The following is a 25,832-nucleotide window of genomic DNA, read 5'->3' on the forward strand; positions in this document are numbered from 1 at the left end:
GGGGACTCCTCAGCGCAGCTTGGGGTCGAGGGCGTCGCGCACCGCGTCGCCGAGCATGATGAACGACAGCACGGTGACCGCCAGCGCCCCCGCGGGCCAGAGCAGCATGTGCGGGGCGTTGCGGATGTAGTTCGACGCGGCGGAGATGTCGATGCCCCAGGAGACGGCGGGTTCCTTCAGGCCGACGCCGAGGTAGGAGAGGGTCGCCTCCAGGGAGATGTACGTGCCGAGCGCGATGGTCGCCACGACGATGACGGGGGCGATGGCGTTCGGGGCGACGTGGCGGAGCAGCATCCGCGAGTTGGAGGCGCCCAGCGCGCGGGCCGCCTGGACGTAGTCGTTCTGTTTGGCGGTGATGACGGAGCCGCGGGCGATGCGGGCGATCTGCGGCCAGCCGAGCAGGACGATGAAGCCGACGACGGGCCAGACGGTGGAGCTGGTGACGACGGAGAGGAAGACCAGGCCGCCGAGGACCACCGGGATGCCGAAGAAGACGTCGGTGATGCGGGAGAGCACGGCGTCCCAGCCGCCGCCGAAGAACCCGGCGAGTCCACCGAGGATGCTGCCCAGGATGCCGACGCCGAGGGTGGCGCAGACGCCGATGGTGACCGAGGTGCGGGCGCCGTAGACGACGCGGGTGTAGACGTCGCGGCCCTGGCCGTCGAAGCCGAAGGGGTGTCCGGGCTCGCGGCCCTTCTGGGCGTCGGAGAGGTCGGCCTGGAGCGGGTCGCCGCTGGCGATGAGCGACGGCCAGATCGAGATGACCACCAGGAAGAGGATGACCAGGCCGGAGATGATGAAGACCGGGTTGCGCCGCAGGTCGCGCCAGGCGTCGGACCAGAGGCTGCGGGGCTTCTCGGAGGGGCCCCCGCCGTCGTGGCCGGGGGGCTTCTCCAGGGTCTCGCCCTCCTCCAGGGCGAGGTCCATGGGTCCGCCGGCTCCCGCCGGTGAGATCGCCCCGTCCTGCGAATACGGCTCAGGCTCAGGCATAGCGGATCCTCGGGTCGAGTACGGCGTACAGGAGGTCGACGATCAGGTTGGCCGCCAGGAAGACGAGGACCAGGACGGTGACGAACCCGACGACGGTCTGGGTGTTCTGGCGCAGGATGCCCTGGTAGAGCTGGTAGCCGACGCCGTGGATGTTGAAGATCCGCTCGGTGACGATGGCGCCGCCCATCAGGGCGCCCACGTCCGTGCCGATGAAGGTGATGACCGGGATCAGCGAGTTGCGCAGCAGATGGCGGACGATGACCCGGCGCCGGGGCAGCCCCTTGGCGGTGGCGGTGCGTACGTAGTCGGCGCGGGAGTTCTCGGCGATGGAGGAGCGGGTGAGCCGGGCGACGTAGGCGAGCGAGACCGAGGCGAGGACGAGCCCGGGGACGATCAGTTCGTCCAGCGGGGCGGCAGAGGAGACCGAGGGGCTGATGATGCCCCACTTCACGCCGAGCAGCAGCTGGAGCAGCAGGCCGGTGACGAAGGTCGGGACGGAGATGACGACCAGGGTCAGGATCAGCACGGTGGTGTCGATGGGCCGGCCCCGCTTCAGGCCGGTGAGGACGCCGAGGCTGATGCCGATGACGATCTCGAAGACGATGGCGACGATGGTGAGCCGGATGGTGATGGGGAACGCGGTGGCCATCAGTTCGGTGACCTTCTGCCCGTTGAACGCGGTGCCGAAGTCGCCGGTGAAGACGTTGCCCATGTACGTCAGGTACTGCTGCCAGACGGGCTTGTCGAGGCCGAACTCGGACCGCAGCTGGGCGGCGGTGGCGGGGTCGCACTGGCGGTCGCCGCAGAGACCCGCGATGGGGTCGCCCATCACGTTCACCATGAGGAAGATCAGCAGCGTGGTGCCGAAGAAGACCGGGATCATCTGCAGCAGCCGCCGGATCACATAACGTCCCATGTGGGGCTCCGGGGGGTCGGGGCGGAAGCGGGGCTGGGACCGGGAAGCCGGGTGGCCGGAGCGGTGGGGTCCGCTCCGGCCACCCGGCTTCAGCGGGTCACTTGACCTTGATCTCGTTGTAGACGGGGACGCTGAAGACGTTCAGCGCGACGTTCGAGACGCGGTCGGAGTAGCCGGCGCTGCCGTTCTGGTACCAGAGCGGGATGACCGGCATCTGCTCGACGAGCACCTGCTCGGAGTCCTGGAAGGTCTTCACCGCGGTGGCCTTGTCGGTCTCGGCGTTGGCCTTGTCGACGAGGTCGTCGAACTCCTGGTTGCTCCACTTGCCGTCGTTGGACGAGGCGTTGGTGTAGTAGAGCGGCTGGAGGAAGTTCTGGATGAGCGGGTAGTCCATCTGCCAGCCCGCGCGCCAGGCGCCGTGCAGCTTCTGCTGGGAGACCTGGTTGCGGAAGTCGGCGAAGGTGCCGACGGGGCCGCCGACGCAGGCCCGGTTGTTGTCCAGCGCCTTGTTGATGCTGTTGCAGACGGCGTCCACCCACTCCTTGTGGGAGCCGGTGTCGGCGTTGTACGAGATCTTGAGCTGGCCGCCGGGGATGCCGCCGGCGTCGCTGATCATCTTCTTGGCCTCGTCGGCGTTGTACTCGCACTCCTTGCCGCACAGGCCCTTCTTGAAGCCGCCCTCCTCGCCGAGGACCGGGGAGGTCCAGTCGGAGGCGGGGGTCCGGGTCTGGTGGAAGATCTGGTCGGTGATCTGCTGGCGGTTGATCGCCATCGACAGCCCCTGGCGGACCTTGCGGCCGTTCTCGGTGTCCCACTCCTTGTCGTAGAAGGGGAAGGCGAGGGTCTGGATGATGCCGGCCGGGGTGTTGATGTAGCGGTCGCCGAGGTCGGACTGGACGTTGGTGAGCTGGGAGGCGGGGATGTCGTCGACGAGGTCGAGGTTGCCCGCGGTCAGGTCGGTGTAGGCGGTGTTGTTGTCGGTGTAGACCTTGAGGTCGATGCCGCCGTTCTCCGCCTTGTCGTCGCCGGGGTACTTGTCCCAGCGGCGCAGGTTCATCGACGAGCCCTTGGCGTACTGGTCGATGGTGTACGGGCCGTTGCCGACGGGCTTGGAGAGCCAGCCGTCGTGGTCGTCGAAGAAGCTCTGCGGCAGCGGCGAGAAGGCGGCGTAGCCGAGGGTGTCGGGCCAGAGCGAGAACTTCTGCGACAGCTTCACCGTGAAGGTCAGGTCGCCGGTGGTCTTGAGACCGGAGAGCGAGGTGGCCGAGGCGGAGCCGCTCTCGGGGTGGACCTTCTCGTAGCCGTCGATGTACTGGAAGAAGTAGGCGTTCTTCTGGTTGTTCTTCAGCGCGGCGCCGTAGTTCCAGGCGTCGACGAAGGACTTCGCGGTGACCTTCTCGCCGTTGGAGAAGGTCCAGCCGTCCTTGACCGTGATGGTGTAGTTCGTCGCGTCACTGGACTCGATCTTGTCGGCGAGCATGTTCTTGGCCTCGCCGGTCTTCGGGTCGTACCGCTTGAGACCCCGGAAGAGCATGTCGAGGACCTTGCCGCCCTGCACCTCGTTGGTGTTCGCGGGCTCCAGCGGGTTCTGCGGGTCACCCCAGGAGGAACTGACGATCCCGTCGGCCCCGCCACCGCCGCCACCGCCGCCGCTGTCGCCCCCGCCGCAGGCCGTCGCGGCCAGGGCGACGGCCACCGCGCATGCGGCCCACTTGACGTGTGTGGCTCCGCGCATGGAGTGCCTCCTATGAGTCCTATGGGTAGCTCAGCCCATCGGAACCCATGCGCATCCCGGCCGCATGTTCACGTCGCCCGTACGGGGACCGCGCACCGGTCCGTACGGCCGCCTGCCGCCCGGTACGCCGACGGGCCCGTGCGCGGGGAACGCCGGAGCGTTCCGCGCGCACGGGCCCGTGCGGGGTGTTGAGGATCAGGCCGCGTGGACGACGTCCTTCTCCTCGGCGAAGTGGCACGCCGAAGCGTGGGCCGCCGGGGTGTCCACGGACTTGAAGCGCTCCGGGATCGCGAGCAGCGGGGTCTCCGCGGCGCACTTGTCCTGCGCCTTCCAGCACCGGGTGCGGAAGCTGCATCCCGACGGCGGGTTCGCCGGCGAGGGGACGTCACCGGTGAGGATGATCCGCTCGCGGCCCTCGCGGGCCTCCGGGTCGGGGACCGGGACCGCCGACAGCAGCGCCTGGGTGTAGGGGTGCGTCGGGTGGTCGTAGATCTCCTCGTCCGAGCCGATCTCCGCCATCTTGCCGAGGTACATGACCCCGACCCGGTCGGAGATGTGCCGGACGATGGACAGGTCGTGCGCGATGAAGAGGTAGGAGAGGTTGAACTCGTCCTGCAGCTTCCCCATCAGGTTGATGACCTGCGCCTGCACCGAGACGTCGAGCGCGGAGACCGGCTCGTCGCAGATGATGATCTCCGGGTTGAGCGCGAGGCCGCGGGCGATGCCGATGCGCTGGCGCTGGCCGCCGGAGAACTGGTGCGGGTACCGGTTGATGTACTCCGGGTTGAGGCCGACGACGTCCAGCAGCTCCTGCACCTTGCGGCGCCGGTCGCCCTTCGGGGCCACCTCGGGGTGGATCTCGAAGGTCTCGCCGATGATGTCGCCGACCGTCATGCGCGGGTTCAGCGAGGTGTACGGGTCCTGGAACACCATCTGGATGTTCCGGCGGACCGCCTTCAGCGCCCGGCCGGACAGCTTGGTGATGTCCTGGCCCTTGTAGAAGACCTCGCCGGCCGTGGCCCGCTCCAGCGTCATCAGGAGCTTCGCGACCGTGGACTTGCCACAGCCGGACTCGCCCACGATGCCGAGGGTCTCGCCCGCGTACAGGTCGAACGAGACGCCGTCCACGGCCTTGACCGCGCCGACCTGCTTCTTGAACAGGATGCCCTGGGTCAGCGGGAAGTGCTTGACCAGGTTGCGGACCTGGAGGATCGGCTCGCCCTGCGCCACCGGGGCGTCGATGGCGGCGACCGCCTCGGCCTCCGTGGCCGCGTCGACCGTCTCCACCGGGGTGACGCTCGGGGTGGCGTCCACGGACTTCTTCTCGATGTCAGCCATGGATCGTCTCCTTCCAGAAGTGGCAGGCGCTGCCGCGCCCGGCCTGCTCGGCACCGTCCCGGTCGGTCACCTGGTGCAGCACCGGGATCTCGGTACGGCAGATGTCCTGCGCCATCGTGCAGCGCGGGTTGAACGCGCAGCCCGAGGGGACGTTGAGCAGGTTCGGCGGCAGGCCCTTGATCGCGAAGAGCTCCTGGCCCTTCTGGTCCAGGCGCGGGATCGACTGGAGAAGGCCCTTGGTGTACGGGTGCGCGGGGGCCTTGTAGATCTCGTGCACCGGCGCGGTCTCGACGATCCGGCCCGCGTACATCACGGCGATCTTGTCGGCGACGTCCGCCACCACACCGAGGTCGTGGGTGATCAGGATGAGACCCATGTTGTATTCGCGCTGGAGCTCCGAGAGCAGGTCCATGACCTGCGCCTGGACCGTCACGTCGAGAGCCGTGGTCGGCTCGTCGGCGATGATCAGGTCGGGCTCCAGGGCCAGCGCCATGGCGATCATGATGCGCTGGCGCATACCGCCGGAGAACTGGTGCGGGTAGTCCGAGACGCGCGCGGCGGCGGCCGGGATCTTGACCTGGTCCATCAGCTCGATGGACTTGGCCCGCGCCTCCTTCTTCGAGAGTCCCCGGTGCACGCGGAACATCTCGCCGAGCTGGTACCCCACGCTCAGCACGGGGTTGAGGGAGGACAGCGCGTCCTGGAAGATCATCGCGATCTTCTGGCCGCGGATCTTCCGACGCTCCTCGTTGGACATCTTGAGCATGTCCTGGCCGCGGAAGAGGATCTCGCCCTGCGGGATCTTGCCCGGCGGCATGTCGAGGATGCCCATGATCGCCTGCGCGGTCACGGACTTGCCCGAGCCCGACTCGCCGAGCACGGCGAGCGTCTCCCCGGCGTTCACCTGGTAGTTGACACCGTTGACGGCCTTGGCCACGCCGTCCCGGGTGTGGAACTCCACGTGCAGGTCACGTACTTCGAGCAGGGGGCCGACGTGGTCGTCCCCCGAGCGCGCGGCCGGGATTTCTACGAGTTGATCGATGCTGGTCACGTGCGCCCTCCTTATCGCGTCTTCGGGTCGAGGGCGTTACGGACGGCTTCGCCGAGCATGATGAACGCCAGGACGGTGATGCTGAGCATGATCGACGGGTACAGCAGGATGTGCTGCGCCACCCGGATCTGGCTCGCGCCGTCGGAGATGTCCATGCCCCACGAGACCGTGGGGGCGGCGAGGCCGAGGCCCAGGTAGGACAGGGTCGCCTCGGCGGAGATGTAGACACCGAGCGAGATCGTCGCGACGACGATCACCGGGGCCATGACGTTCGGCAGGATGTGCCGGAACAGGATCCGGTTGGTGCCGGCGCCCAGCGCCCTGGCCGCCTGGACGAAGTCGGCCTGCTTGACGGTGATCACCGCCCCGCGCATCACACGGGCGATCTGGGTCCAGCCGAGGAAGGCCAGCGCCATGACGACCACCAGGGTGGAGCGCTCGGTGAACGCCTGAAGGACGACCATCGAACCGAGCAGGAAGGGCACGCCCAGGAAGATGTTGGTGAATCCGGAGAGCACCGCGTCGATCCAGCCGCCGAAGTAACCGGCGAGCATGCCGATCAGTCCGCCGAACACGGTCACCAGCAGCGTCACGCCGACGCCCACGATCACCGAGGCGCGGGTGCCGTAGATGACACGCGCGTAGACACTGCGGCCCTGGCCGTCGTAGCCCAGCCAGCCGTCCGAACCGACCTTGCCCAGTTCGGGCTTGCTGAGGAAGTGGTGCACGAGGTCGCCCGTGGTGGGCGACGCGCTGGTGAACCAGCTCGGGAACGCCGTGATGACGATCAGGATCAGGATGAGGACGGCCGAGATCAGGAAGTACCAGTTGCGGCGCAGGTCTATCCAGGCGTCGCCCCAGAGGCTGCGCGCCTTCTCGGACTTGACTGCCTCGACGGGCTCGGCCGCGGACGTGCCGCCCTCGGGGGCGGTCGCGGTCTTGGTCATGTCAGGCATACCGGATCCTCGGGTCCAGGACCGCGTACAGCAGGTCGACGATGAGGCTCATGACGAGGTAGACGAGCACCAGGATGGTGACCAGTCCGACGAGGGTGGTGCCCTCGCGGCGGACGATCGACTCGAAGATGGTGCCGCCGATCCCCTTCACGTTGAACAGGCCTTCGGTGACGACCGCGCCACCCATCAGGGCGCCGAGGTCCGTGCCGAGGAAGGTGACGACCGGGATCAGCGAGTTGCGCATCAGGTGCACGCCCACGATGCGGCGCTTGGGCAGACCCTTGGCGACCGCGGTACGCATGTAGTCGGCGCGCAGGTTCTCCGCCATGGTCGTCCGGGTGAGCCGGGCGACGTAGGCGAGCGAGAGCGATCCGAGCACGATGCCCGGTGTGAAGAGCTCGCCCCAGGTGGCGTCGTTGGAGACGTTGGGCGAGATCCAGTCCAGCTGGAACGCGAACACCGACTTGACGAGGAAGCCGATCACGAAGACGGGCATCGAGATGATCAGCAGCGTGACGATGAGGACGATGTTGTCCGTCAGCTTGCCCGCGCGCAGACCGGCGATCATGCCGAGTCCGACACCGAGGACGATCTCGATCACGAAGGCGATTCCGGCGAGTCGCAGGGTGACCGGGAACGCGTCGCCGAGAACGTCGGTGACGGGCCGTCCACTCGCTATCTGGTTGCCGAAGTCGAAGTGGAAGAGGATCCCCTTCATGTAATCCCAGTACTGCACCAGGATCGGCTGATCCAGCCCGAGTTGGTGTCTCATCGCCGCGAGGGTCGCCGGGTCGGCGCCCTTGTCCCCGAAGAGCCCGCGCACGGGGTCGCCGGGCAGCGTGTAGACCATCAGGAAGATCAGCAGGGTTGTCCCGATGAAGACCGGGATCATCTGGAGCAGTCGCCGTACGACATAGCGCCCCATCGTGCCTCCATGTAAATCGGCAGCGGCAGCCGACGGGCCCTCCCGTGCGACGGACCTCCCCGATGGGTCGGTCCGAGGTGCGGAAGGGCCCCCCGGCCACTGCGTGCAGGCTTTGGTACAGGTCCGATGTCAGTTCGGTCCGGTACCGGCCCGCTGACTACGTCGGTGTTACTTCTTGACCTCGACACCGGTCAGGACCGGGTCGCCGTCCTGGGCGTACTCGACGTTCTGGACCTTCTCCGAGTAACCGGCGTTGACCTTGTAGTACCAGAGCGGAATGGTCGGCATGTAGTCGACCAGTTCCTTCTCGATCTGCTGGTAGGCCTTGACCGACTCGTCGAGCGAGGCGGCGGAGTCCGCGGCCTTGATCTGCTTGTCCAGCTCAGGGTTGGAGAAGCCGCCCTGGTTACCGGCGGCGCCGGTCTTGAACAGGTCGCTGATGAAGTTGGCGTTGACGGGGTAGTCGAGCACCCAGCCACTGCGGTAGAAGGACTTGACCTCCTTCGCGTCACGCGCGTTCAGGTCGGCCTGGAAGTCCGTCTTGGAGTCGCCGACGCACTCGACGCCCGTCGCCTGCGTGATGCTGTTGCAGACGGCCTCCACCCACTCCTTGTGACCGCCGTCGGCGTTGAACTGAATGAAGATCTTGTTCTTCGGAACACCGCCACCCTCCTTGATGAGGGCCTTGGCCTTGGTCGGGTTGTAGGTGGTGACGTCACCCGCGACGTTGTCCTGGTAGCCGAGGACGCCCTTGGCGACCCAGCCGGTCGCCGGCTCACGCGTGCCCTGGAGGACCGTCTTGGTGATGGTGTTCCGGTCGATCGCCATCGACAGGCCCTGGATGACCTTCGGGTCGACGCCCTTGAAGGTCGGCGAGTAGAAGGCGACACCCAGCGTCTGGATGGCGGAGTACGCCTTGTCCACGGCGCGGTCACCGAGGTCGGCCTTGTAGACCGGGAGGTCCTTCGGCGCGAGCTGGCGCAGCACGTCCACGTTGCCGGACTTCAGGTCCTCGTAGGCGGTCTCGAGGGTGGTGTAGTTCTTGAAGATCACACCACCGTTCTTCGCCTTGTCCGGACCCTGGTAGTCGTCGTTGCGGACGACCTTGATCTGCTTCTTGTGGTCCCAGCTGACGAACTTGTACGCGCCGTTGCCGACCGGCTTCTCGCCGGCGGCCTTCGGGTCCGCGTAGAAGGACTCGGGCAGCGGGGAGAACACCGTGTAGCCGAGCTTGTAGGAGAAGTACGGCAGCGCGGAGTTGAGCTCGATGGTGAACGTGGTGTCGTCCACGACCTTCAGGCCGGACATGGCGTCGGCCTTCGGCTTGGCGCCGTCACCGTCGGGGTGCACGTCCGCGTAGCCCTTGATGTCGCTGAACCACGACGCGTTGGTCTGCGCGTTGGTGATGTTCGCGGCCCAGTTCCAGGCCTTGACGTAGGACTCCGCCGTGACGGGGGTGCCGTCGTGGAACTTCCAGCCGGCCTTCAGCTTGACGGTCCACAGCTTCGAGTCGGTGGTGTCCACGGACTCGGCGTTGACCATCACCAGCTTGCCGGACGGGTCGTAGTCCACGAGCTGCGAGAAGATCGCGTCCGTGACGATGCTGCCGTTCGACTCCATCGTGTTGGCCGGCTGCAGCGGGTTCTGCGGCTCGCCGACCTCGATGGAGAAGATGCCGTTCGGGTCGACCGCGCCCTTGGCACTCCCGCCGTCCTTGGCTTCGTCCTTGCCGCCGCCACAGGCCGTTGCGGCCAGGGCGATGATGGCCGCTCCCGCGACCCACTTGGCGCTCTTGGCACCGCGCATGGGTTTCCTCCTCATGAGTCCACTTATGACTACAAGAGGGGCACCTCTCGCCATCCCCTCCCCTCTGAGGGTGATGGTCATGGTGCCCCAAGTGTGCTCGTGAGTCGGCGCACTCCCCACAGTGCGTGACCCATTGACCCGAGCTCAATGGAGCCAACTATTGGGTACTCCGAGGCTGTAAACCACACTTAAAGGGTCTCGGTTTGACAACATCACCTCACCCTCTATGACCGAAATCCGGACAAACTGAGTCCAGACAGACACCCCCGAAACGGACTGTTAACACATGTTCCGGAGAGCAACGCCCGATAACCGGACACCGAAGTGACGAAAATCAATTGACGAAGGCCCGGCCTCCCACAGTGTCTGCGGGAGGCCGGGCCTCATGTCAATGCTCTGTATCGGGTTCAAACCCGTGCGGGGCGATCTCCAGCCAGTGGCCGAAAGTGATCGGCGAGCGGAGCGTGACCGGTGGTCAGCGCTTGGCGCGCGACGCGGAGCGACCGCGCTCCTTGGCGTCCAGGACGACCTTGCGGATACGCACGGTCTCCGGGGTCACCTCGATGCACTCGTCCTCGCGGCAGAACTCCAGGGACTGCTCCAGGGAGAGCTTGCGGGCCGGGACCACGTTCTCCGTGGTGTCGGCGGACGCCGCACGCATGTTGGTGAGCTTCTTCTCCTTGGTGATGTTGACGTCCATGTCGTCGGCGCGGGAGTTCTCGCCGATGATCATGCCCTCGTACACCTCGGTGCCGGCCTCCGTGAAGATGACACCGCGCTCCTGCAGGTTGACCATCGCGAACGGCGTGACCGAACCGGAGCGGTCGGCGACGAGCGAGCCGTTGTGACGGGTGCGCAGCTCGCCGAACCACGGCTCGTGGCCCTCGAAGATGGAGTGCGCGATGCCGGTGCCGCGGGTCTGGGTGAGGAACTCCGTACGGAAGCCGATGAGGCCGCGGGACGGAACGATCCACTCCATGCGGACCCAGCCGGAGCCGTGGTTCGTCATGGTCTCCATGCGGCCCTTGCGGGTCGCCATGAGCTGGGTGATGGCGCCCAGGTGCTCGTCGGGCGAGTCGATGGTCATGCGCTCGATGGGCTCGTGCGTCTTTCCGTCGATCTGCTTGGTGACCACCTCGGGCTTGCCGACGGTCAGCTCGAAGCCCTCACGGCGCATCTGCTCGACCAGGATGGCCAGCGCGAGCTCACCGCGGCCCTGGACCTCCCAGGCGTCCGGGCGCTCGGTGTCGAGGACGCGGAGCGAGACGTTACCGATCAGCTCGCGGTCCAGACGGTCCTTCACCTGACGGGCGGTCACCTTGTGGCCCTTGCCGCCCTTGCCGACGAGCGGCGAGGTGTTGGTGCCGATGGTCATCGAGATGGCCGGCTCGTCGACCGTGATCAGCGGCAGCGCGATCGGGTTCTCGGGGTCGGCCAGCGTCTCGCCGATCATGATGTCGCCGATACCGGCGATGGCGCAGATGTCACCGGGGCCCGCGACCTCGGCCGGCTTGCGGGTGAGTGCCTCGGTCATGAGGAGCTCGGTGATGCGGACGTTCTGCTGGCTGCCGTCCCGCTTGATCCAGGTGACGGTCTGGCCCTTGCGCAGCTCGCCCTGCTCGACGCGGCAGAGCGCGATACGGCCGAGGAAGTTGTCGGCGTCCAGGTTGGTGACGTGGGCCTGGAGCGGCGCGGCCTCGTCGTACTCCGGAGCAGGGACGTGCTCCAGGATGGTGGTGAAGAACGGCTCCAGGTCCTCGCTGTCCGTGGGGACGGTGCCGTCCTCCGGCTTGGTCAGCGAGGCGACGCCGTCACGGGCGCAGGCGTAGACGATCGGGAACTCGATCTGGTTCTCGTCCGCGTCCAGGTCGAGGAACAGGTCGTACGTCTCGTCGACGACCTCGGCGATGCGGGAGTCGGGACGGTCCGTCTTGTTGATGCAGAGGATGACCGGCATCTTCGCCGCGAGCGCCTTGCGGAGCACGAAGCGGGTCTGCGGCAGCGGGCCCTCGGAGGCGTCGACGAGCAGGACGACCGCGTCCACCATCGACAGACCGCGCTCGACCTCGCCACCGAAGTCGGCGTGGCCGGGGGTGTCGATGATGTTGATCGTGATCGGTTCCCCGCCGGCCTTGGGGTGGTACTTCACCGCCGTGTTCTTGGCGAGGATCGTGATGCCCTTCTCACGCTCCAGGTCGTTCGAGTCCATCATGCGGTCGTCGAGGCTCTCGGCGGCGTGCGCGGCGAAGGCACCGGCCTGCTTGAGCATGGCGTCGACCAGCGTGGTCTTGCCGTGGTCGACGTGGGCGACGATGGCTACGTTACGGATGTCGTGGCGCGTGGGCATGGGTGGAATGCGCTTCTCTCGGATCGTGGGATCAGGCGTCGCAGTCGGTCTCAGGTCCTCGTACGCCCCGCCGGGCTGACACGCCACGGCTTGTCCCATGGTACGGGCCAGCCGCGTGCGGGGCTTCCCGGCCCGATCCGCGAGACCGCTCTTCCCCCAGGATTCAACGGATATTCAGCGGTGGGGACCGGTCTCGGACCGGCTCACGGGCGCCGGAAGAGGCCGCCGCGACCGCCTCCGGACCCCCTCGCGGGCCCCCGCGCGGGGGTCGGACGCACGCCCCCGGACACGACCGTGCCCGCCGGATCGGTCCGGCGGGCACGGTCGGGTGCGGGGGCGTGGCCCGGTGGAGCGCTCCGGGCCGGAGCGCTCCACCGCGGGCCGCTGCTACTCAGTCAGGCGGGCCGGGGCGCCCGCGGCCTTCTTGCCCTTGAATCCGATGTCCTGGTAGCGCGGCGTCCCGAAGCCGAAGGCGCCGACGTTCACGAGCTTCTTGTCGACCGCGACCAGCTGCGGGCGCTGGTAGAGCGGAATCGAACCGGCGGCGGCCCAGATCCGGGCGTCCGCCTGCTTCATCAGGTCGCGCGAGGCCTTCTCGTCCAGGGTCGCGACGGCCCGGTCGAAGAGCTGGTCGATGTAGTCGGTGCCGACCCGGGTGTAGTTCTGCTCGACGACCAGCGATCCGTCCGAGGCCGGTACGGGCTTCGCGAAGATGGGGCGGCCGTCGGTGGCGGGGTAGGCGCTGACCGGCCACGAGTAGAGCGCCAGGTCGTACTCGCCGGAGGCGATGTGGTCCTTGAAGTAGCTCGCGTCGGAGACCTTGGTGATCACCGTGGAGATGCCGACGGAGTCGAGCATCGCCGCGATCTTCTCGCCGACCTTGCGCAGGGCCGCCGACTCCGCCCCCGAGGGGAGCACGAACCGCAGGCTCAGCGTCTTTCCGTCCTTGCCGATCCGGCTGCGGACGGCCGCGTGCCGGGCCGGTGCGGCGGGCCGCGCCGGGGCGGCGGTGCCCACGGGGGCGTACAGGCCGGGGGCTCCCCCGGCCTTGCGGTCCCGGAGCGAGACCTGGGCGGCGGAGTCGTCGTCGCCCGGCTTGCCGTCGTCCCCGACGACGTAGCGCCCGGCGTTCCCGGCGTCGGCCTTCTCGTCGGCGGCGGCCTTGCCTGCGGTGGAGGTCCCGGTGGCCGTCTCCTCGGCGGCCGCCTTGTCGGCGCCGTCGCCGTCGGTCTTCGCCGTCTCCGTGGACTCCGTGGCCTCCGCACCCGCCGCGCCGTCCGAAGCGTCCGCCTCGGCCTCCTCGTCCGCCGGGGCGGAGGCCTTCGCCTTCTTCTCGGCCTCGCTGCCGGCCTCGGTGCCCTTGGGCTTCCGGGCGCCGCCGCCCGGGGTCCAGCCCGCGTCCGCGAGCAGGGCCAGGGCCTCCGCGGTGTCCTGGTCGCCGATGGCGCCGCTGCTGTCCGTGTAGCCGGGCTGGCCGAGCATGGCGAGGTGGCTGCCGAGCGGCTCGGCGGGCAGTCCCAGCGGCTTCAGGACGGAGTCGGCGATCTCCTGGCGGTCGATCGCGCGGGCCACCGCCCGGCGCACCCGTTCGTCGGCCAGCGGGCCGGACTCCCCGTTGAGCGCCAGCTGCGTGTAGGCGGGCTCCAGGGACTTGCGTACGACGTAGGAGCGCAGACCCGCCTGCTCGGCCTCGTACGCCTCGATCGCCTCCTGGGTCTTCTCCCGGGCAGCCTGCGCGATCTCGGCCGCCTCCTCGTCCGAGCCGTGCGCGAGCGCCCAGGAGCGCAGGGCGGCGGCGGGGGTGAGGTCGGCCTGGGGGCCGTGGGTGAGCGGGCGGCCGTTGCGGCCGTCGTCGTGGGCGGCGAGGCGGATGCGCCGCGCGTCGTTCCCGTCGATGTCGGCCACGTCCACCGTGCCCTCGGCGAGCGCCTCGCCCCGGTCCTTGGGGGCGACCGCGCGGAAGACGATCTTCTCCAGCTTCGCCGTGTCGCCCCACCAGCGGGGGTCGCGGACGAGGGTGACGGTCTTGGTGTCCTTGTCCACGGAGCGGAGCCTGAACGGTCCGGCGGTGTTCTTCAGGGCGGCGCGGGCGCCGTCGTTGAAGGAGGCCGGGGAGCCCATGACCTCCTTGGGGTACAGCGGCGAGAAGAGCGAGCGCCAGTCGCCGTACGGCTTCGAGAAGGTGACCCGGACCTGGAGGTCGTCGTGGCCGCGCTCGATCTTCTCGATCCGCTCGTACCCGGCGTTGCGCGCGGTCCAGTACGCGGAGTCCTTGCCGCTCAGCGCCCGCCACTGGGCGACGAAGTCCGGGGCGCCGATCTCGCGCCCGTCGCTCCACACCGCGCGCTGGTTGAGCTTGTAGAGGACGACCTGCTTCGGTTCCCGGTCGATGACCTTCGCGGACTCCAGGTAGTCCGGGTTGAGCTTCGGCTGTCCCGCCGCGTCGAGCGGGAAGAGGTTCGGCAGGAGCGCGCCGGTGATCCGGGTGGTGGTGTTGTCCGCGTCCGCCTGGAAGGTGTTGAGGGTGGCGGGCACCGCGTCGACGGCCCAGTTCAGGACGGATCCCTGGGCGATCGCGCCGCGGGCGGCCGGGGAGATGTCCTGGGGGACGCCGGCGACCGCCTTCTCGTCCCCGGAGCCGCAGCCGGCCAGTGCCGGGATGGTGAGTACACCCGCGGTGAACAGCGCGAGGGTGCGGCGCTTGCGGGCGGTCCCGCGCGGGACGCCGACGTGGGACATGGCTGGTACCTCCGGGGCCGGAACGGACCACCCCGTACCGGAATGGACCGGATGACAGTTACCTGACGATCTGATGGCATTAGCGGTTGATCACACCGCTGACGCCTCCCCACTGAAAGCGCCTGCGCGCGTGGGCCGTCACCGACACGTCGGCCGGCCGGGAAACCTCACCCGTGCGGGGGCACCGGTGTGCGCCGTCCGGGCCCCGCCGGTCGCAGCCGCCCCGGCCGCCGCCGGGTTCCGGACACACCCGTGCCCCGGATCCGGCGGTTGCGCCGGGTCCGGGGCACGGAGGGGCCGTACCGGCCGTACGCGGGAGGAGGCGCGTGCGGCCGGGGTGCGGGGAGGGATCAGCCGAGAAGCTTGATGATCTCCGCGGTGGTGGCGGTCTCGCCGAGGCGCGGGAAGATCTTCTCGACGGAGTTGGCGTGCGAGTCGGCGTCCATGTCGCTGATCGCGTCGGTCACGACGGTGACGTTGTAGCCGTACTCGCTGGCGAAGCGGGCGGTGGACTCGACACCGATGCTGGTGGCGACACCGAGCAGCACGATCTGGGTGATGCCGCGGCGGCGGAGCTGGAGGTCCAGGTCGGTGCCGTAGAAGGCGCCCCACTGCTGCTTGGTGACGACGATGTCGCTGTCCTGGCGGCCGAGGCCGGGGACCAGGTCGGCCCAGTCGGCCGGCGGCTGTCCGCCGCCGTGGCCGGCCTCGGTACGGCCCGGGGCACCGCCGGTGACGCGGACCAGCACGACCGGCAGGTCCTTGGCGCGGAAGGCCTCGGAGAGCTCGGCGGCCTTGGCGACGATCTCGTCACCCGAGTGGATGATCGGGAGGTCCAGGATGCCCTTCTGCAGGTCGATGACGACGAGCGCGGTCTTCGCGTCGAGGGTGGTGGCGGTCATGGGACGTACTCCTTGCTGTGTGTTCCGGCCCGTTGGTACGGGGCCGGGGCGGTGCGGTCTTTCAGGGGGTGTGGTCTTCAGCGGGCCTGCGGAGTGCGCAGCGCCCGGTCGGTGAGGGTCAGGCCGATCAGCAGTACCCCGAGTCCCGCGGCGATCCACGCCATGAGGTGGAGGCCGGCGTCCGTGGCCGCCTGGCCGTAGGCGAGGGCGATCATGCTGGAGGCGGTGATCGCGCCGATGTACTGCGCGGTGCGCTGGAGCCCGGCCGCCGAGCCGATGGACTCGGCCGGGGCGAACTGGGCGACCGCCGCCTGGTTGCTCGTACCGATCAGCCCCTGCGGGATGCCGAAGCAGGCGCCCGCGAGCAGGAGCAGGACGAGCGGGGAGTCGCCGGAGAGGAAGACCAGGACCACGGACCCGGCGGTGAGCAGCAGGCAGGCCAGTGTGAGCGGCCCCCGGATGCCCTTCGTACGGGCGCCGAGGAGCGAGCAGGCCAGGGCGGCGACGGACATCGGGAGCATCAGCAGTCCGGTCTCGCCGGAGGAGAACCCGCGGACCTCTTCGAGCCACTGCGTCAGTCCGTACATCACGCAGTAGACGAGCAGGTAGCCGAGGCCGTGTCGCAGGTACGTACGGGTGAGCGCACCGTTGGAGACGAGCACCCGCAGGTCGATGAAGGGCTTGGGGGTCCGCAGCTGCCACCGGATCAGCACGGCGCCGACCACCACGAAGGGCGGCAGCAGCCACCAGTTCGGGTGGGCCAGGTCGAGCAGGAAGAAGGCGAGCAGCGTGAGGGCGGTGGAGAAGAGGCCGATGCCGAGCGGATCGATGTCGGTCTTCGGACGACTGCCGTCCTCGGCGGGTACGCGGGGCCGGTCGGCCGGGATCCACCGGAGCGCGGTGACGAGCGCGATCAGCGCGACGGGCACGTTGACCGCGAAGATGCCCCGCCAGCCGACGAGCATCACCAGCACGCCGCCGAGCGTCGGGCCGACGGCGGTGCTGCCGACCGCGGCGAACGAGAGCCGGGCGAGGACCGGGCGCGGCGGGGTACGGCCGACCCGGAGCCCCTCGTACCGGAGGATCGACATCGAGGCCGGGTAGGCGGCGGCGCTGCCGATGCCCAGCAGCAGCCGGGAGACGAGCAGCCAGGTGAAGGAGAGGGCGAAGGCGCCGACCAGCCCGGAGATCAGGACCACGACCAGCCCCGCGATGAAGACGCGGCGCGGGCCGATGGAGTCGGCGAGCTTGCCGAGCACCGGCTGCGCGACGGCGCTGGTGAGGTAGAGGACGGAGATCAGCCAGGCGGTACCGGCCGCGCCGACGTGGTAGCTGTGCCCGATCGCGACCAGGGCGGTCGAGATCATGGTGGTGTTGAGCGGGTTGACCAGCGAGCCGATCAGCAGGGGCGCCGTGAGACGGCCGCCGAAGCCGGGCCGCTCGGGGGCCGGGGACGCGCTGCCCGCGCTCCTGCCCGTGGCCGGGGCGGCGGGACCGGGGGTTCCGGTCGCCGCCGGGGGTATGAGCGGCGGGGTCGCGGCCTGCGGGCCGCTCGCGGCGCTCACTGCTCCACCAGCCGGTTGAGGAGGGTGACGGCCGTCGCGACGGTCTGCCGCTCGGACTCGTCCATCTCCGCGCCGAGCGCCTCGGCCAGCCAGTCGTGCTTGGCGGCCCGGACACCGGCGAGCGTGACCCGGCCGGCCTCGTTGACGGAGACGAGCGACTTGCGCCCGTCCTCGGGATCGGGGGCCCGGTCGACCAGCGCCTGGCTCTCCAGCGCGGCGAGCGTCAGCCGCATGGACTGGGGGCGTACGTACTCCGCCCGCGCGAGGGCCGCCGTGGTGGCGGGCCCCTCACTCTCCAGCCTGGCCAGCACGGACCGCTGCGACGGGGTGAGCAGGCTCTCGGCGGACTCGGTACGCAGTTTGCGGAGCAGCCGGCTCACCACCGCCGCGAGCCGCACGGCCACCACGTCCGGAGCGGGGTCGTCCGCGGGGGGCGTGGCCGGCCGTGCGGCTGAGGTTTCGGTCGTATCGGGCATTTCTCCACCGTAGAAGATGGGTAGACCATCTTGCAAGTTTGCCTGTCTATTCTGTCCCGAGGACGGCGGGAATCCACCGCCCGGGACCCGGGCCGTGTGGAGGCCGCAGCGGCGCGGGCCGGGCGAATGCCGCACCGGCGGCGGTCGGCCGCACACCCGATCGGAGTGATGTCCGGAACGTCACCTTGTGCCTCCGCACCCCCGCGATCTAGGGTGAATGCGCTTTCATCGCGCGTTTTCCGATCATGCACATACCGACCGTGCACACCCCGATCGCGTGCGGTGCGGCATTCAGAGGCAGGCAGCGGCGCACGCTTCGGGCATGTGGCCGCGGACGAAGAAGCGGACGGTCCCGGTCGAGTGAGTGCCCCCACGGTGTACGACGTCGCGGAGCGATCCGGCGTCTCCATCGCCACGGTCTCCCGTGTGTACCGCACCCCGGACTCGGTCCGGCCCGAGACCCGGGAGCGGGTCCTGGCCGCGGCCCGGGAGCTGGGCTACGTACCGAGCGGGAACGCCCGGGGCCTGGCCAGCCGCACCACGGGCGTGCTCGGGCTCTGCTTCCCCGACTACGCCGACCCGGACGCCGAGACGGCGGCGGCGCTCAGCGACGGCGACGACGACAACGCCGTGATGCTCTACTCCGACCAGATCATCCGGGGCATGGAACGGGCCGCCCGCCGGCACGGTTACGCCCTGCTGATCGCCGCCTCGCTGGACGGCGGACCCGAGAGCCTGGTGGCGAAGGTCGCGGGGCGGGTCGACGGCTTCGCCGTCCTCGCGCGGACCGTGCCGACCGAGGACCTCGACGTCATCTCGCGCCGGCTCCCGGTGGTGATGCTCGCCGGCCCCCGCGAGATAGACCACCTCGACCACGTGGAGGTCGCCAACCGGGACGGCGAACGCGAACTCGCCCGGCACCTCATCGACGACCACGGGCTGCGCCGCCTGGTCTTCGTCGGCGGCGAGGCGGACTCCCCCGACGCGGAGGCCCGGTTCGACGGCTTCCGGCAGGCGTGCCGGGAGGCCGGGCTGCCCGTACCGGACCAGCCGGAGCTGCGCACCGCGATGATGACCCAGGCGGAGGGCGCCCGCGCCGCCGAGGCGCTGCTCGACCGCGCGGACGAGGCCGGGGCGGTCCGGCCCGAGGCGATGCTCTTCGCCAACGACCAGATGGCCGTGGGTGCCCTCCAGGCGCTGGAGCGCCGGGGGGTGCGGGTACCGGAGGACATCGCGGTGACCGGCTTCGACGGCATCCCGCTGAGCCGTCTCGTACGCCCGGCCCTGACCACGGTCCGCCAGCCCATCCGGCGGCTCGGCGAAGAGGCGGCGGAGCTGCTGGTGCGGCGCCTCGGGGACCGCGACCGCGACCCGGTCTCGGTGGAGCTCCCGGTCGCCCTGGCCCGCCGCGAGAGCTGCGGCTGCGGGTAGGCCGCGCCTGACGCTGGGCGGCCACACCCGCCCGCGTCGGGAAGGCGTGAAAACGGTGGACGGGTGACGGGGCGGCTGCCATGATCACGCTGTCGTCCGGGCGCGGGCCCGGCACACACCGGGGGTGACCGTGCGGCTCTGCCTGGGCCTACCACTCGTCGTGCTCGCCCTGGCCTTCGGCGCTTCCGGCATCGCGGCGGTCGCGCGCGGCTGGGTGCTGCCCTTCAACCGGGGACGGGTCCGCAACGTCCGCCTCTTCGGCTGGGGCCAGACGGTGGTGGCCTTCTCCCTGCTCGCACAGGGCATTTTCCTGCTGCTCACGGGTGGCACCTCCAGGGCCCTCCCGTCGGCCTACCCGGTCTGGAGCCTGACCCTGCTGGCCGGACTGGTGCTGATGGGCATCAGCCAGCGCGCGGGCGGTGCCCGCCGGGGCCGCTGACGCACACCTTCACGCGCCGGCCGCGCCTCACCCCCCGAGGTGCTCGCCGAAGAACCGTTCCCGGTGCGCGCGCAGTTCCCGGACCTCCTCCGCGATCCCCCGGTACGCGAAGTGCCCCGCGGTCAGCACCCGGAGCTCCCGCGCCCCGGCCAGCGCGTTGTACACGGCGAACTGGCCCGGCGGCGGTACGGCGGGGTCGAACAGGGCCGCCGCGACCAGCGTCGGCAGGGTCAGCCGGGTGGCGGCCGTCGCCGCGTCGAAGTAGGCCAGCACCCCGGTGACTTCGGGGTGTTCCCGGTGGTGGGCGCGGACCGCCTCGCCGCTCCCGGTGCACGGCAGCGTGAGGCGCAGCGGGTGGTTGCCGAAGGTCGGCACGGTGAGCTGGACGGCGCCGAACCGCGCGTCCCAGGGCAGCGCGAGGGCGCCGAGCCCGCCGCCGAAGCTCTCCCCGAGGTAGCCGAGGCGCGGCGCTCCCGGCAACGCCAGTTCCGGGACGAGCGTGAGCAGCGCGGAGGCGGCGCACCAGAGGTCGGCCACGCACCCGCCGATGACGTACGTGTCACGTGCGCCGATGCCGGTGAGGACGTGCGCGTCCGCGGTGTCCGGGATACCGGGGACGCGCCCCCGGGTGCCCATCCCGCGTACGCAGGGCAGGATCGCCGCCGCCCCGGGCAGCGGGAGCGGCAGGTCGGGGCCGGGCCGGTCGCGCCCGCCGTACCCGTGTCCGACGACGAAGCCGTACCGGGCGGCACCCCCGCCTCCGGTCAGGGACGTGGCGTCCGGGAGGGCGACCCAGCCGCCCAGCCGTACCCCGCCGACCGAGGTGTACGTCACCCCGTGGACGCGTACTCCGTCCCGCTCCTCCTCCACCGGGCCGAGCTCCGGCGCGGTGTCGACCGCCAGGGCTTCCTCGTACCGGCCGCGCCAGAACGCCTCGAAGTCCTCGGGGGCGGCGGGAGCGGGGACGCCCAACAGGCTGTCGCGGGTGTGGCCGTGGCGTGGATCGAAGGGGAACGCGTGGGCAAGTGAGGACATACGCACGACAGTAACCACCCCTCCGGCCGGGCCGGACTCCCCCTCAAGCCTGACGAATCGGTCACATGAGTTCATCTTTCACATACACGGCACTTACCGTTCCAAAGGCACCTTCCGCATGTCCGGGACTTTGCTGGAATGTGACGCAGAACCCCCTTGCGGATTTCTGAACGTGTGTCGCAAAGTGATGTATGCGCTTACAGGCAGCGCATACATTCGGATTGCTCAAGGAGGAGCCCTCCATGCCCCGCACCGCCAGAATCACCGTCTCCGCCGGGATAGCGGCCGCTCTCGCCTTCGGCATTACCGCCTGCGGCGGTTCGGGTGGCGACTCCGTCGCCGCCGACAAGAAGCAGACGCTGACCGTCTGGGCCATGGGTGCCGAGGGCGAGAAGCTCGCCGACGTCGCCAAGGTCTACGAGAAGGCCCACCCGAACGTCACGGTGAAGGTGACTCCGGTCGGCTGGGACGTCGCCCACCAGAAGCTGGTCTCCGCCGCTGCCGCCGGCACCATGCCGGACGTGGCCCAGATGGGCGGCAGTTACATGGGCGAGTTCTCCGACCTCGGTGTGCTGGAGCCGGTCGACACCAAGACCTTCGACGAGAAGGACTACTTCCCGTCGGGCTGGAGCCAGGGCGAGGTGGACGGCACCGCCTACGGCGTGCCGTGGTACGTCGACACCCGTGTCCTCTACTACCGCACCGACCTGGCGAAGAAGGTCGGCATCACCAAGGCTCCGACCACCTGGAAGGAGATGCAGGCCCTCGCCACCGCGTACCAGAAGGACGCGGGCACCAAGTGGGGCCTCTCCATCCAGCCCAGCGGCCTGGACACGGTGCAGAACTTCTACCCGTTCCTGTACTCGGCCGGCGGCTCGATCCTCGACGACAAGGGCAAGGCCGTCATCGACAGCCCCGCCGCCGTCAAGGCGCTGAAGGAGTACGGCTCCTACTTCGACAAGGGCCTCTCCAACAAGTCGGTGCAGCCCGGCTACGACGTGGTGAAGGACTTCGGCAACGGCCGCGTCCCGATGTTCTTCGGCGGTCCGTGGCACGTGACCCTCCTCGACGAGGGCCAGCCGCAGCTGAAGGGCAAGTGGGCCGTGGCGAACGTGCCGGCCGACGCGTCCTCCACCTCGATGGCGGGCGGCTCCTCCCTGGTGATCTCCAAGGACAGCGAGCACAAGGCCGCGGCCACCGAGTTCATCAAGTACCTGACCGGCACCGAGGGCCAGGCCGACTGGTACAAGCGCACCAAGGACCTCCCCGCGAACACCAACGCGTGGACCTCGGGCACCCTCGCCGACGACGCCGACCTCCAGGTCTTCAAGAAGCAGATGGACACCGCCAAGGCGTCCCCGACCCTCTCGAACCTGACGGAGATCACCGACAAGGTCGACCAGGCGATCGCCAAGGTGACCCAGGGCAAGGCATCGGCCGAGGACGCGCTGAAGACCGCGCAGTCCCAGATCGAAAGCCTCGTGAAGTAGGAGCCATGAGCACCGTGACCGGAAAGGCCGCGCAGACGGCCAAGGGACCGCAGGGGCGGGCGACCGCGAAGTCGCCCGCCGCCGGGCCCGGCGCATCGCAGGGCCGTCAGGTTCGCAGGAAGCCGCTGGGGAGGCAGAACGCGGCGGGCTGGCTCTTCTCCACCCCGTTCCTCGTCCTGTTCCTCGTCTTCATGGCCTTCCCGATCCTCGCCACCCTGGTGATGAGCTTCACCGACTTCGGGCTGCGCAACGTGACGCACCCGCTGGACGCGAACTTCATCGGCTTCGAGAACTACGCCAACCTCTTCGGTGACGACAAGTTCCTGCGGTCGCTGCTCAACACCGGGTACTTCGTGGTCGTCGGCGTGCCGCTGACCATCGGAATCGGCCTGGTCGTCGCCGTACTGCTGAACAACGGCATCGACCGCGCCCGGACGTTCTTCCGGGTGGGCTTCTACGCCCCGGTGGTCACCACCATCGTCGCGGTCGCCGTGGTGTGGCGGTTCGTGCTCGACCCGAGCGACGGCCTGATCTCGGGCCTGTTCTCCGAAGTCGGCCTGACCGGGCCGGACTTCCTCGGGTCCGAGGCGCTCGCCATGCCGTCGATGATCGCCATGGCGGTCTGGCGGAACGTCGGTACGGTCATGGTGCTCTTCATCGCCGGCCTCCAGGCCATCCCGACCGAGGTCCGGGAGGCCGCGCGCCTCGACGGCGCCGGAGTCTGGGCGGAGTTCAAGGGCATCACCGTCCCGCTGCTGCGGCCGACGATGCTCTACGCCACGGTCATCACCACCATCGGCTACCTCAACGTCTTCGAGGAGCCGTTCGTGATGACCCAGGGCGGGCCCTCCGACTCGACCCTCACCGTCTCGCTGAACATGTACCGCGAAGGCTTCAACTTCTTCCACATGGGTTACGCCAGCGCCATGGCGTACGTCCTGTTCGTGGTGATCATGGCCATCACGGTGCTCCAGCTCCGACTGCTGAAGGACAACACCAAATGAGCGCCACCAACGCACCCGGCACGCTGCGGACGGCGCCGTCGAAGAAGCGCCAGTCGCAGGGCCCCGGTTCCAGCGGCTCCTCGCCGCAGGCGGCGAAGCCTCGCTCGGGCTTCCGTCCCGGCCGCGTCCTCGTCTACGTGCTGCTCTCGGTCGGACTGCTGGTCATGTCCGCGCCGTTCCTCTGGATGGCGCTCTCGTCCTTCAAGACCACGTCCGACCTCTCGGCCAGCCCGCCGGTCTGGATTCCGTCGACCTGGACGCTGGACAACTTCCGCGAACTGCTCGACAAGCTGGACCTGCCGCTCTACTTCATGAACTCCGTGATCGTGGCGGTGCTGGTCACCGTCTGCAATCTGGTGTTCTGCTCGATGCTCGGCTACGCGCTGGCCAAGCTGAAGTTCGCCGGCCAGAACAAGATCTTCGGCCTGGTGCTGGGCGCACTGATGGTGCCCGGCAACCTGATGCTGCTGCCGCTCTTCGTCCTGATGAGCAAGCTCGGCCTGATCGACTCGTACGCCGGTCTGGTCCTGCCGTTCGCGGCGGGTGCCTTCGGGGTCTTCCTGATGCGGCAGTTCATGCAGTCGATCCCGGACGAGCTGCTGGAAGCGGCCCGGATGGACGGCGCCGGCGAGTGGTACATCTTCTGGCGGATCGTGATGCCGCTGGTGAAGCCCGCCCTCGCGACCCTGTCGATCTTCACCTTCCTCGGTTCCTGGAACAACTTCGTCTGGCCGCTGATCGCGACCAACGACCCGGACAAGTACACGCTGCCGGTCGCGCTCGCGACCTTCGCCACCGACCCGAACAAGGCCGGCGGATCGAACGGCGTGCTGATGGCCGGTGCCTTCCTCGTCGTCCTGCCGGTGCTGATCCTCTTCATCGCCCTGCAGCGCCACTTCACCCAGGGCATCGCCACCGCCGGCATGAAGTAGGGCCGCCCGCACAGCCGGCCGCCCCGGTCCGCGCCCCGTCGGCGCGGACCACCCCCCCCTGACACCCGCACGACCAAGCATCACCCGCACCACCCCGCACGGGCCGCGCACGGAGAGCCGCGAGCCCGCCCCCTCACGCACCAGAAAGACACTCCGCGATGACGCACACCCCGGTCCAGTTCCCCGAAGGCTTCCTGTGGGGCGCCTCCACCGCCGCCCACCAGATCGAGGGCAACAACACCAACAGCGACTGGTGGGTCAAGGAGCACTCCGCCGGCACCAACATCCAGGAGCCCAGCCTCGACGCGTGCGACAGCTACCACCGCTGGGACGAGGACATGGACCTGCTGGCCTCCCTCGGGTTCACCGACTACCGGTTCTCCATCGAGTGGGCGCGCATCGAGCCGGCCGAGGGCCACTTCTCCCGCGCCGAACTGGCGCACTACCGCCGCATGGTGGAAGGTGCCGTCGCCCGCGGCCTGCGCCCGATGATCACCCTGCACCACTTCACCGTGCCGCAGTGGTTCGAGGCGCGCGGCGGCTGGACCGCCGAGGGTGCCGTCGAGCTGTTCGCCCGGTACGTCTCCGCCTGCGCCCCGGTCATCGCCGCGGACGTCAGCCACGTCTGCACCATCAACGAGCCGAACATGATCGCCGTGATGGCGGGCCTCGCCAAGCGCGGCGAGATCGGCTTCCCGCCGGCCGGTCTGCCCTTCCCCGACGAGGACACCACCGTCGCCGTCATCGCCGCGCACCACGCGGCCGTGAAGGAGGTCCGCGCGATCGACCCGTCGATCAAGGTCGGCTGGTCCGTCGCCAACCAGGTCTACCAGGCCCAGCCCGGCGCCGAAGAGGTCACCGCCGCCTACCGCCAGCCGCGCGAGGACGTCTTCATCGAGGCGTCCCGCGGCGACGACTGGATCGGCGTGCAGTCCTACACCCGTACGAAGATCGGCGCCGACGGCCCGATCCCGGCGCCCGCCGACGTCGAGCGCACCCTCACGCAGTGGGAGTACTACCCCTCCGCGGTCGGCCACGCGCTGCGTCACACCGCCGAGCTGGTCGGTCCCGAGGTCGCGTTGATCGTGACCGAGAACGGCATCGCCACCGACGACGACAGCCGCCGCGCCGACTACTACGCCGGTGCGCTGAACGAGGTCGCCTCCGCCCTGGAGGACAGGCTCAACATCCAGGGCTACCTGGCGTGGAGCGCGCTCGACAACTACGAGTGGGGCTCGTTCAAGCCGACCTTCGGCCTGATCGCCGTGAACCTGGAGACCTTCGAGCGCACCGCCCGCGACTCCGCGAAGTGGCTGGGCTCGCTCGGCCGCACCCGCGAACTCCCGCGCCTCGCGGGCTGATCACCGCCGCGGCGACCCGGTGTCCGCCGCGGCCCCTGAACGGGGGAGTTCCTGACCGGCTCCCCACCCGGTGCGGACGGCGGTCCTGACCCGCCGCCGGCCTCCACCGACCCACGCCCCGGCGCGGCCGAAGCCCACACTCCGGCCGCGCCGTCGGCATGTCCGCCACGCGCCACCGGGGTTGCCCGAGCACGCGGCGGCCGGTGCGGTACGGGCAGGCGCCCGCCTGCCACGGTCCCCCCGTGCCAGGCCCAGGCCCAGCAGAGGGCCCTGCCCTCCTGCGCCCAGGGCCCCTCGGCCCAGTACCGGCGGAGCCACCCGGCCCTCGCCCGTCGCATCGAGGAGATCCTCGACGTGCGTGCGCGCTTCCGTGTGGCTCTCGTAGTGCACTGCG

20 protein-coding genes are annotated in these 25,832 nt (G+C 69.5%); 6 read left to right on the forward strand and 14 right to left on the reverse strand.

What is annotated here, in order from left to right:
* Positions 1 to 9: 9 nt before the first annotated feature.
* The 13 genes from ACWCSV_RS30060 to ACWCSV_RS30120 all read right to left on the reverse strand — a co-directional run bounded on the left by ACWCSV_RS30060 (position 10) and on the right by ACWCSV_RS30120 (position 17,746).
* Entirely contained in the window at positions 10 to 990 is a 981-nt protein-coding gene (locus ACWCSV_RS30060; RefSeq protein ID WP_451147559.1) for an ABC transporter permease, read from the reverse strand.
* A complete protein-coding gene (locus ACWCSV_RS30065; protein WP_451147561.1) occupies positions 983 to 1,906 on the reverse strand; it encodes an ABC transporter permease in 924 nt (307 codons plus the stop codon). Before ACWCSV_RS30065 ends, ACWCSV_RS30060 begins: the two co-directional genes overlap by 8 nt.
* Before the next feature lie 97 nt (positions 1,907 to 2,003).
* On the reverse strand, positions 2,004 to 3,641 hold the full coding sequence (locus tag ACWCSV_RS30070) for a peptide ABC transporter substrate-binding protein (RefSeq protein ID WP_451147563.1): 1,638 nt from the start codon (positions 3,639 to 3,641) through the stop codon (positions 2,004 to 2,006).
* Between the two features lie 195 nt (positions 3,642 to 3,836).
* Positions 3,837 to 4,979: an ABC transporter ATP-binding protein gene (locus ACWCSV_RS30075; RefSeq protein WP_390963506.1), complete on the reverse strand. Its 1,143-nt coding sequence runs from the start codon at positions 4,977 to 4,979 to the stop codon at positions 3,837 to 3,839.
* Positions 4,972 to 6,030, reverse strand: coding sequence for an ABC transporter ATP-binding protein (locus ACWCSV_RS30080; RefSeq protein WP_451147565.1), 1,059 nt, complete (start codon positions 6,028 to 6,030; stop codon positions 4,972 to 4,974). Before ACWCSV_RS30080 ends, ACWCSV_RS30075 begins: the two co-directional genes overlap by 8 nt.
* A gap of 11 nt (positions 6,031 to 6,041) precedes the next feature.
* Complete coding sequence (locus tag ACWCSV_RS30085; protein ID WP_451147567.1) at positions 6,042 to 6,986, reverse strand: ABC transporter permease; 945 nt, start codon at positions 6,984 to 6,986, stop codon at positions 6,042 to 6,044.
* Entirely contained in the window at positions 6,979 to 7,911 is a 933-nt protein-coding gene (locus tag ACWCSV_RS30090) for an ABC transporter permease (RefSeq protein WP_390963509.1), read from the reverse strand. Before ACWCSV_RS30090 ends, ACWCSV_RS30085 begins: the two co-directional genes overlap by 8 nt.
* A 168-nt stretch (positions 7,912 to 8,079) precedes the next feature.
* On the reverse strand, positions 8,080 to 9,717 hold the full coding sequence (locus ACWCSV_RS30095) for a peptide ABC transporter substrate-binding protein (protein WP_451147569.1): 1,638 nt from the start codon (positions 9,715 to 9,717) through the stop codon (positions 8,080 to 8,082).
* A 475-nt stretch (positions 9,718 to 10,192) separates the two neighbouring features.
* Positions 10,193 to 12,064, reverse strand: a complete 1,872-nt coding sequence (typA, locus tag ACWCSV_RS30100) for a translational GTPase TypA (protein WP_451147571.1) — start codon at positions 12,062 to 12,064, stop codon at positions 10,193 to 10,195.
* A gap of 387 nt (positions 12,065 to 12,451) precedes the next feature.
* Entirely contained in the window at positions 12,452 to 14,803 is a 2,352-nt protein-coding gene (locus ACWCSV_RS30105; RefSeq protein ID WP_451147573.1) for an ABC transporter family substrate-binding protein, read from the reverse strand.
* 350 nt (positions 14,804 to 15,153) lie between these two features.
* Positions 15,154 to 15,705 (reverse strand): isochorismatase family protein, encoded by a 552-nt coding sequence (locus ACWCSV_RS30110; protein ID WP_451147575.1) that lies wholly within the window; start codon positions 15,703 to 15,705, stop codon positions 15,154 to 15,156.
* 77 nt (positions 15,706 to 15,782) lie between these two features.
* Positions 15,783 to 17,270 carry an MFS transporter gene (locus ACWCSV_RS30115; protein WP_451147577.1) on the reverse strand — a complete coding sequence of 496 codons (1,488 nt, stop codon included), beginning with the start codon at positions 17,268 to 17,270 and terminating at the stop codon, positions 15,783 to 15,785.
* A complete protein-coding gene (locus ACWCSV_RS30120) occupies positions 17,267 to 17,746 on the reverse strand; it encodes a MarR family winged helix-turn-helix transcriptional regulator (protein ID WP_451147579.1) in 480 nt (159 codons plus the stop codon). Before ACWCSV_RS30120 ends, ACWCSV_RS30115 begins: the two co-directional genes overlap by 4 nt.
* 360 nt (positions 17,747 to 18,106) lie before the next feature.
* Here ACWCSV_RS30120 and ACWCSV_RS30125 point away from each other — a divergent pair, with 360 nt between their 5' ends.
* Complete coding sequence (locus ACWCSV_RS30125) at positions 18,107 to 19,177, forward strand: LacI family DNA-binding transcriptional regulator (protein ID WP_451147581.1); 1,071 nt, start codon at positions 18,107 to 18,109, stop codon at positions 19,175 to 19,177.
* Between the two features lie 124 nt (positions 19,178 to 19,301).
* Positions 19,302 to 19,616: a hypothetical protein gene (locus tag ACWCSV_RS30130; RefSeq protein ID WP_451147583.1), complete on the forward strand. Its 315-nt coding sequence runs from the start codon at positions 19,302 to 19,304 to the stop codon at positions 19,614 to 19,616.
* A 27-nt stretch (positions 19,617 to 19,643) separates the two neighbouring features.
* Here the strand turns inward: ACWCSV_RS30130 and ACWCSV_RS30135 are convergent, their stop codons facing one another.
* Positions 19,644 to 20,651 (reverse strand): acetylxylan esterase, encoded by a 1,008-nt coding sequence (locus ACWCSV_RS30135; RefSeq protein ID WP_451147585.1) that lies wholly within the window; start codon positions 20,649 to 20,651, stop codon positions 19,644 to 19,646.
* Positions 20,652 to 20,893: 242 nt separating this feature from the next.
* On the opposite strand from ACWCSV_RS30135, the gene ACWCSV_RS30140 reads away from it, so the two are divergent.
* From ACWCSV_RS30140 to ACWCSV_RS30155, 4 genes are all read left to right on the forward strand, one after another.
* Positions 20,894 to 22,141: a sugar ABC transporter substrate-binding protein gene (locus ACWCSV_RS30140; protein ID WP_451147587.1), complete on the forward strand. Its 1,248-nt coding sequence runs from the start codon at positions 20,894 to 20,896 to the stop codon at positions 22,139 to 22,141.
* A gap of 5 nt (positions 22,142 to 22,146) precedes the next feature.
* Positions 22,147 to 23,145 (forward strand): carbohydrate ABC transporter permease, encoded by a 999-nt coding sequence (locus tag ACWCSV_RS30145; RefSeq protein WP_451147589.1) that lies wholly within the window; start codon positions 22,147 to 22,149, stop codon positions 23,143 to 23,145.
* Positions 23,142 to 24,077: a carbohydrate ABC transporter permease gene (locus ACWCSV_RS30150; protein WP_451147591.1), complete on the forward strand. Its 936-nt coding sequence runs from the start codon at positions 23,142 to 23,144 to the stop codon at positions 24,075 to 24,077. The genes ACWCSV_RS30145 and ACWCSV_RS30150 overlap by 4 nt, the downstream gene beginning before the upstream one ends.
* Before the next feature lie 158 nt (positions 24,078 to 24,235).
* Positions 24,236 to 25,438, forward strand: a complete 1,203-nt coding sequence (locus ACWCSV_RS30155) for a glycoside hydrolase family 1 protein (RefSeq protein WP_451147593.1) — start codon at positions 24,236 to 24,238, stop codon at positions 25,436 to 25,438.
* Positions 25,439 to 25,832: the final 394 nt, after the last annotated feature.

Source organism: Streptomyces sp. NPDC001770 (genome assembly GCF_053596135.1).